General features: G+C 54.6%; 1 rRNA gene. It reads right to left on the bottom strand.

Annotated elements, in window-relative coordinates:
• Nucleotides 1-10: 10 nt before the first annotated feature.
• Nucleotides 11-1,054: ribosomal RNA gene (locus QL983_RS11315) — 23S ribosomal RNA — on the bottom strand; the annotation flags it as partial.

Genomic DNA, 1,054 nt, shown 5'->3' with positions numbered 1-1,054 from the left:
GGATAAGAGTGTGTGTAAGTCATCGGCCTATTAGTACTGGTCAGCTTCACGAGTCTTCAGTCCTCGCTTCCACATCCAGCCTATCAACCCAGTGTTCTAGCTGGGGGCCTCACACCCTCAAAGGGGCAAGGAAATCTCATCTCGAAGCCGGCTTCCCGCTTAGATGCTTTCAGCGGTTATCCATCCCGAACGTAGCTAATCAGCCATGCACCTGGCGGTACAACTGACATACCAGAGGTTCGTCCGTCCCGGTCCTCTCGTACTAAGGACAGACCTTCTCAAATTTCCAACGCGCGCAGAGGATAGGGACCGAACTGTCTCACGACGTTCTGAACCCAGCTCGCGTACCGCTTTAATGGGCGAACAGCCCAACCCTTGGGACCTACTCCAGCCCCAGGATGCGACGAGCCGACATCGAGGTGCCAAACCATGCCGTCGATATGGACTCTTGGGCAAGATCAGCCTGTTATCCCCGAGGTACCTTTTATCCGTTGAGCGACGGCCGTTCCACAACGAGCCGCCGGATCACTAGTCCCGACTTTCGTCCCTGCTCGAGCTGCCACTCTCACAGTCAAGCTCCCTTGTGCACTTGCACTCGACACCTGATTGCCAACCAGGCTGAGGGAACCTTTGGGCGCCTCCGTTACATTTTGGGAGGCAACCGCCCCAGTTAAACTACCCATCAGGCACTGTCCCTGACCCGGATCACGGGCCGAAGTTAGATATCCAGAGTGACCAGAGTGGTATTTCAACGGCGACTCCACGAACACTGGCGTGCCCGCTTCACAGTCTCCCACCTATCCTACACAAGTCACACCGAATACCAATACCAAACTATAGTAAAGGTCACGGGGTCTTTCCGTCCTTCTGCGCGTAACGAGCATCTTTACTCGTAATGCAATTTCGCCGAGTTCATGGTTGAGACAGCGGGGAAGTCGTTACTCCATTCGTGCAGGTCGGAACTTACCCGACAAGGAATTTCGCTACCTTAGGATGGTTATAGTTACCACCGCCGTTTACTGGGGCTTAAGTTCTCCGCTTCGCCGAAGCTAAC

The sequence above is a fragment of the Micrococcus sp. APC 4021 genome (assembly GCF_030407635.1).
Classification (GTDB): domain Bacteria; phylum Actinomycetota; class Actinomycetes; order Actinomycetales; family Micrococcaceae; genus Micrococcus; species Micrococcus luteus.
This window is presented reverse-complemented; position numbering and strand designations above follow the sequence as displayed.